The sequence below is a fragment of the Pseudomonas sp. TKO26 genome (assembly GCF_003225665.1).
GTDB classification, from domain to species: Bacteria; Pseudomonadota; Gammaproteobacteria; order Pseudomonadales; family Pseudomonadaceae; genus Aquipseudomonas; species Aquipseudomonas saponiphila.
On sequence record NZ_QKLN01000041.1, the window covers coordinates 140,542 to 147,306 of the forward strand.

The 6,765-nt window shown below is 65.3% G+C and carries 7 protein-coding genes and 1 pseudogene; 1 reads left to right on the forward strand and 7 read right to left on the reverse strand.

The genetic code is table 11. From position 1 onward, the window contains the following. Positions 1-6: 6 nt before the first annotated feature. The 7 genes from DNK59_RS30200 to pcaQ all read right to left on the reverse strand — a co-directional run bounded on the left by DNK59_RS30200 (position 7) and on the right by pcaQ (position 6,391). Positions 7-885: a DMT family transporter gene (locus DNK59_RS30200; protein WP_110725672.1), complete on the reverse strand. Its 879-nt coding sequence runs from the start codon at positions 883-885 to the stop codon at positions 7-9. A 100-nt stretch (positions 886-985) separates the two neighbouring features. After that, on the reverse strand, positions 986-1,801 hold the full coding sequence (locus DNK59_RS30205; RefSeq protein ID WP_092309783.1) for a sugar phosphate isomerase/epimerase: 816 nt from the start codon (positions 1,799-1,801) through the stop codon (positions 986-988). Between the two features lie 7 nt (positions 1,802-1,808). Next, positions 1,809-2,861, reverse strand: a complete 1,053-nt coding sequence (locus DNK59_RS30210; protein ID WP_110725673.1) for a Gfo/Idh/MocA family protein — start codon at positions 2,859-2,861, stop codon at positions 1,809-1,811. 168 nt (positions 2,862-3,029) lie between these two features. Next, entirely contained in the window at positions 3,030-3,806 is a 777-nt protein-coding gene (locus DNK59_RS30215) for an IclR family transcriptional regulator (RefSeq protein WP_110725674.1), read from the reverse strand. Between the two features lie 216 nt (positions 3,807-4,022). Beyond that, positions 4,023-4,628: a protocatechuate 3,4-dioxygenase subunit alpha gene (gene pcaG, locus DNK59_RS30220; RefSeq protein WP_092309774.1), complete on the reverse strand. Its 606-nt coding sequence runs from the start codon at positions 4,626-4,628 to the stop codon at positions 4,023-4,025. Positions 4,629-4,638: 10 nt separating this feature from the next. Then, a complete protein-coding gene (gene pcaH / locus DNK59_RS30225) occupies positions 4,639-5,358 on the reverse strand; it encodes a protocatechuate 3,4-dioxygenase subunit beta (protein WP_110725675.1) in 720 nt (239 codons plus the stop codon). 103 nt (positions 5,359-5,461) lie between these two features. Then, positions 5,462-6,391 (reverse strand): pca operon transcription factor PcaQ, encoded by a 930-nt coding sequence (gene pcaQ, locus DNK59_RS30230; RefSeq protein ID WP_110725676.1) that lies wholly within the window; start codon positions 6,389-6,391, stop codon positions 5,462-5,464. Between the two features lie 139 nt (positions 6,392-6,530). Between pcaQ and DNK59_RS32630 the strand changes: the two are divergent. Continuing rightward, positions 6,531-6,765 (forward strand): annotated as a pseudogene (locus DNK59_RS32630) (hypothetical protein); the annotation flags it as partial.

Consider the following 6,765-nt stretch of genomic DNA (forward strand, 5'->3'; position numbering starts at 1 on the left):
GGCGTCTCAGCCACGGCGTTGCTGCCAGGCCGCCGCCAGCCCGCTGAGGCAGATCACGGCGATGCCCAGCTGGGTGATCAACGACGGCGCATGACCGAACAGCAACCAGCCCAGCAGCCCGGCAAAGACAATCTGGCAATAACCAAAGGGCGCCAGTAGCGCCGGCGCCGCAAGGCGAAAGGCCTGGGTCAGGAACAGGTGGGCGCACATGCCACAGGCCCCCAGCGCCAGCATCAGCGCGCCATGGACAATCCCCGGGGTCTGCCAGAAGAACGGCACCAGCGCGCTCATCACCAGGGTGTTGCACAGCCCGGCGAAAAAATTGCTGGTGGCGGGGCTGTCGTGCTCGGCCAGCTTGCGGGTCAGCAGTTGATAGAAGCAGAAGAACAGCGCCGAACAGAACGGCAGCAGCACCGCCGGGGTGAACAGCTCGCCGCCCGGATGGACGATGATCAGCACCCCGACAAAACCGCAGATCACCGCCAGCCACTGGCCGCGGGTCACCTGTTCACCGAGCAGCGGCACCGACAACGCGGTGACCAGCACCGGCGTGAGAAAGTTGACCGCCGTGGCCTCGGCCAGGGGAATGAACAGCAGCGCCGAGGTGAACAGCAAGCTGGTACTCAGCAGGCACAAGGCCCGCAGCAGTTGCAGCAGCGGGCGCTTGCTGCGCAGCACCCGCAGGCCGGATTGCGGCAGGAAGATCCCGGCCATCAGCAAGGTATGGATCAGGTAACGGGCCCAGACCACCATGATCACCGGGAAGAACCCCGAGAGGTATTTGGACAGGGCATCGTGGCTGGCGAACAGGAAGGTCGCCAGGACAATCAGCAGGATGCCCTTGAAAGGGTGATTGCTCCCGGAAAGGGGCGTGCTACGGATCATGGGCACTCCTTGGAGTGATTGAAGACACAGCTTCGCGGCCAGCCGGTGCCTAGCGGATAGGTGTAGGAGCCGGCTGGCCGGCGAAAGCCCTCCCGCCGACTCAGGTCCTGGCCAGCAGCGCTCGGGTTGCATCCAGCGCCATCTGCGCCCGCTGCAAGGCACTCACGCCCTGCTCCAGCAACTGCACCGTGGGAATTTCCAGGCTCAGGGGCAGGTGCTGCGGCAGACACTGGAGCAACCCCGGCAGATCGCAATCGCCCTGCCCCGGAAAACGCCGTTCGTTACGGGCCTGGCGCAGGATCTCCTGCATGTCATCCGGACGCGGGCCAGCCACGTCGCACAGCTGCGCGTAACGCAGGCGCGCCGGAGCGACCTGCGCCAAGTCTGCCAGACGCGAACCGGAACGGTCGAAATGGAAGGCGTCCACCAGCACGCAGCCGTTGTCACGACCGGCGTTTTCCACCACCCGCACGGCCTGTTCCAGATTGCGCGCATCGGTCCAGGGCATGAACTCCAGATGGGGGTGCAGCCCGTACTGCCGCGCCAGATCGCACAGCGCGGCGAAGTTGTCGGTCATCCGCGCCTCATCCGGGTCATTGCCCGCCACCAGCAACTCGCTGGCGGCGAACTCCGCGCCCACCGCCAGCAGCGCTTCGAAGTCGCCCACCCGGGTCTGCGGCTTGAGCCGCAGGATCTCCACATCCAGCACCCGCACGCCGCTATCGCGCAGGCGCGCCAGGGTCTGGCGCCGCAGGCCGGCGTCCGCCACCAGCGGGAAGTGATGTTCCTCCGGGGTCGCCGGTTCCAGGCGCAGGCCGACATGGCTGTAGCCGGCGCGGGCCGCCACCTCCACCATCTCTGGCGGCGACAGCTCCAGCACGGTCAGGCTGGCCAGGGAAAAAATCCGCTCACTCATCAATCGTTCACTCAACAGGGGTTGGGGTGCAGGCCTGCCCCGTGGCCGCGGCCTGGCGAATCGCCTCAATCAGCGCCAGGGTACGCGCGGCATCGGCGGCACTGACCAGCGGCGCGACTTCGCCGCGGGCGACCTGGACGAAGTGCTGCAATTGCAGGCGCAGAGCCTCGCCCGGGTCGAAGGTTTCCTGCTGCATCAGCAAGGGTTGATGCCAACCCTCCCCGGCTTCGGCGTAATGCCAGCGCTTGAGCTGGGGAATGCTCAGCGCGCCCTCGGTGCCGGCCAGCAGGTAGCAAGGCTGATCGCTCTGGCGCGGGTACACCGGGTTCTCCCCGGAATCCAGCTCCCAACTCCAGGGGGCGGCCGCGGCATCGGAACCGGTCAGGCTGCCCAGGGCGCCGTTGTCGAACTGCAACAGCACCACCGCGCAATCTTCATTGGCGTAGCCGCGCACGCGGTTGCTGGTGATGGCCTGCACTTGTCGCACCTCGCCGCACAGATGGCGCAGCAGATCGAGATCGTGAATCAGGTTGGTCAGCAACAGGCCGGCGCCGGCCTCGCGGCGCCAGGGAATATCGAAGTAGCTCTCGGGCTTGCGCAACTGCCAGAGCGCGGTGACCGTGGTCAGCTGTCCCAGGGCGCCGCTGTGCACCAGTTCACGGGCACGGGCGATCAATGGATTGTGCCGCCGGTGATGACCCACCAGCACCGGCACACCCGTGTCACGCGATGCCGCTACCAGCTCGCGTACTTCATCAAGATGCACGCCCACGGGCTTTTCCAGCAGCACCGGAACACCCGCCGCCAGGCAATCCAGGGCAGTGCTGACGTGAAGATTATTGGGATTGGCGACGATCACCGCGTCCGGGCGAATTTCCCGCAGCAGGGTCTGGTGATCACTGAAATGCGGCACCTGCCATTGCGCGGCGACCGCGACGGCCTGGGAGCCAGGATCAGCGACGGCGCAGAGCCGGGCCTCGGCCAGGGTCTTGAGGTGTTGGTAATGCTGCTGCCCCATGTTGCCGACGCCGATCAGGGCAATGCGCAGTGGCGGCTTCAATGACGAATCCTCTTGTGATTATTATCGGGACGCTGAAATCCAATTATTTAGAACTCAGTTCCAATTTCACACAAGAGCGACAAGCAATACCGTTCGATTACCGAACAACTTCGTTGAGAACCATCGACCCGGCGCTGCGCCGGGTATCCGCCGGCAAAGCGCCCTGGCTCAATTGAACAGTTCGGAGGCCTGACTGGCAGCCGACAGTTCCTCGGCGAATTGCAGCAGCAGTGGCGCCAGTTCATGCAGCCGCGCCAACGGCAGGCGTGCGCTGGGGCCGGCGATGCTGAGCACGCCCACCACCCGGCCATCGATGGGATGGCGCACCACGGCGGCAATCGCCGAGGTGCCGAGCGCCGAGCTTTCCTCGACCCAGGCGTAACCCTGCTCGCGGGCCAGGCGCAGGCGTTCGAGCAACTCGATGTTCGAGCGCGGTGCATTTGGTCCCAGATCCGTCGGGGGTTCCACGCCCTGGCGCTCCACCAGGGACAAGGCCTCGGCATCGCTCAGGGTGGCCAGCCAGGCATGCCCGGAAGCGGTATAGAACAACGGTGCCTCACGGCCCATGTCCGGGTCGTAGCGCAGGCCGGAACGGGCACCCTGGGACTTGGCGATCCAGGTCTGGCGCTCGCCTTCGATCACTCCCAGGCGCACCAGCTCGCCGGATTCGGCGGCCAGCCGGTCGAGCACCGGCTGAACAATATCGGCCCCGCTGGCGGACAGGTAGCGAAAGCCCATGGCCACCAGCCGGGTGGACAGTTGGTAGCGCAGGTTGTCCGGGTTCTGCCGTACATAGCCCAGGCGGATCAGTTCCGCCAGCAGGCGGTGGGTGGCACTTTTGGGGATCTCCAGCTGTTCCGCCAGGGTCTGCAAGGGCAGGCCGCGGGGATCACCGGTAAGACGTTCGAGAACACTGAAAACGCGTTCGATTTGACTGCCTGCCATGGTCGGGTCCCGACAAAATTTGGCCGATTCTAGTGACAACGGGCCAGTTGGGGAACTGCAGGGCGAGGTTCGATTGCCGCCCGAGGTCGACGGATGCGAGCCATGAGCCCGACACCGCGCCTTGTGCGCAGGTTAGCCGGGCTTGGCGGTTTTCTGGAACTGCTTTCCATGAAGTAGGTCGGGACCGACGGTCGCCCTCCGTGGCGCGGCGCGGTGTCAGAAGTCGAAGAACACCGTCTCGCCTTCACCCTGAATGCGAATGTCGAAGCGGTAGGCGCGCAGGCCTTCGACCTCGCACGGATGGGCCAGCAGGGTTTCCCGGCGCTGCGGCTGTTCGATCAGATTCAGCACCGGGCACCGGGCGTTGGCTTCCGGTTCATCGGCGAAATACAGCCGGGTGTGCAGGTGAATGTTGATCCCCCGGGCAAACAGCGACAGGTTGATGTGCGGCGCCATGGGCACCCCGGCAGCGTTGTTCACCACCCCGGGCTTGACCGTGTGGAGGGTCCATTCCCCGGCATCGAAGGTGGTGGCGGTGCGGCCGAAGCAGTTGAACGGCTTTTCCGTGTCGAACACCGGGTCGTAGACCCCGGCGGAATCGGCCTGCCAGAACTCCAGGAAGGAGTCGCGCACCAGGTGGCCGTTGCCATCGTACACATGGCCGATCAGCAGGATCCGCTCGCCCGGCGCATCGGGCTTGGCCATCTGGTTCCAGATTTCCTCGGGGCGGGTCGGGTTTCCCGCCGCTGCCAGGGCCAGGCCGATGTGTACATAGGGGCCGGCCGTTTGCGAGGGGGTTTCAGGCAGCAGTTGAACAGGCATGGCAGGCTCCTCAGCAGTTTTCGAAGTGGGTCTTGCGCTGGCCGCGCAACACGATGTCGAAGCGATAGGCCAGGCAGTCCATGGGATTGGCATTGCCCATGTCCAGGCGCGCGATCAGGCTCTGCACCGCGTCCGGGTTGGCGATGGACTTGACGATCGGGCACAGCGGAATCAAGGGGTCGCCTTCGAAATACAGCTGGGTGATCAGGCGCGTGGCAATCGACGGACCGCTGATGGAGAAGTGGATATGCGCCGGACGCCAGTCGTTGGGACCGTTGCGCCATGGGTAGGGGCCGGGCTTGATGGTGCGGAAGCTGTAGTAGCCGTCGCGGTCGGTGAGGGCTCGGCCGACACCACCGAAGTTCGGGTCCAGGGGCGCCAGGTAGCGGTCGTTCTTGTGCCGGTAGCGGCCGCCGGCGTTGGCTTGCCACATCTCCACCAGGGTGTGGGGAATGGGTTTGCCGTACTGATCGCAGACCCGCCCGGAAACGATGATCCGCTCGCCCACCGGCAATCCGCCGTTATTGAAGTTGAGCAGCAGGTCGTTGTCGAAACGCCCGGTGCGCAGGTGGGAAAAGTCCGGGCCGCTGGTTTCGCTCAGCGATTGTGGAATGCTCACCAGCGCTTGGCGCGGCGAGCGGGCAACGGAGGTCTTGTAGTCGGGGGTCAGGGCCTTGGGGTGCCAGTTACGGTCACGAATCACGAAGCGACGGCTGTCTGCATCAGACATGTCGATCTCCTGTTGTTTGATTTATGGAGCGCAGCTGGCGCAGTTTCAAACAAATCAGGAGGGTGGAACATTGAAAAACCGCCCTCAATCCATAACCAAATAGTTATGGATAGCAGCCTTCACGATAGGCCTGTCCCACCTCCCTGAGCACCTCGACCGCCCATTGCGCCGCCAGCGACAGCGGCAGGCTGGAGTTGCTGGAGATGCCCAGCGAACCGCCGGGCTCGCGCAGGCCCAGGTCCAGCTCCTGCAGCTCGCCATTGGCCAGGTCCAGGCGCACCGCATCCAGCGGCGCGATCCACAGCGCATCGCTGGACAGGGTGTAACGCCGGCTCAGGGCCACCGACAGGGTTTCCAAACGCTGTGCCGACTGGGCAATGCCGCACTGCACGAACAGGCTATCGGCATGCTTGCGGATGCTGGTGCCGGCCAGGGGCAATACCAGGGGATATTCGCTCACCGCGTCACGGGTGAAGGGACCGACCACCAGCGGATGCTCGGGACGAGCCACCAAGGTCAGGGATTCGCTGTACAGGTGCTCGAAACTCAGGCCCTGGATCTCCGGACTTTCGGTCATGCGCCCCACCACCAGGTCCAGATCGCCGACCCGCAACTGCGAAAGCAGATAGGCGCTCGGGCCGGTCACCACGCTCACGGTCAATGCCGAGTGCCGCTGGTGCAGGCGCCGCATCACCTCCGGCAGCAGCAGGCTTTCCACCGTGGACAGCACGCCGATACGCACCAGCCCGGCGGCATATTCGCCGCCGCGCAGGCTGCTGACGCCCTCGCGCAGGGCCTGCACCGACGGCCCGGCGTAACGCAGGAAGGCCCGCCCGGCCTCGGTCAGGCTGAGCCCGGCCTTGCTCCTGGCAAACAACCGGGTGTCCAGCAGGTCCTCCAGTTCCTTGAGGGTTTTCGACATGGCCGGCTGGCTCACCGCCAGCACATCGGCGGCTCGGGCCAGGCTGCCCTGGCGGGCCATTTCAAGAAAACACACCAGGTGACGGAATTTGATGCGGGTGTCGATGTTCAATAGCAAGCCCCGAATGAGTCCGAACCGGATCGATCCGGCGCCGGGCCATGGTAGCGTGCGCAAAAATCCCTGACGACCGGACTGGCGCCGGTCTGAGCCACCAGCAACACTGACCAGCAGAAAAAACGAGGACTCCCCCATGCTTTGGAAAAAAGGCCGGCGCAGCGACAACGTCGTCGATGTGCGAGATGACAGCAGCAGTGGCGGGGGGGGGGGGGGGGGGAGGGGTTTCGGCGGCGGGAAGGGGTTGGGGCCGAAGGGGAGCGGGCTGAGCGGGGGCAGCGGGGGGGGCACCGGGCAGGGACCGCGGCAGGATTGTCGGGGAATGCGCGGGCAGAGGCTGGCTCTTTGTCACAATTCCGAGCCACCGGGGG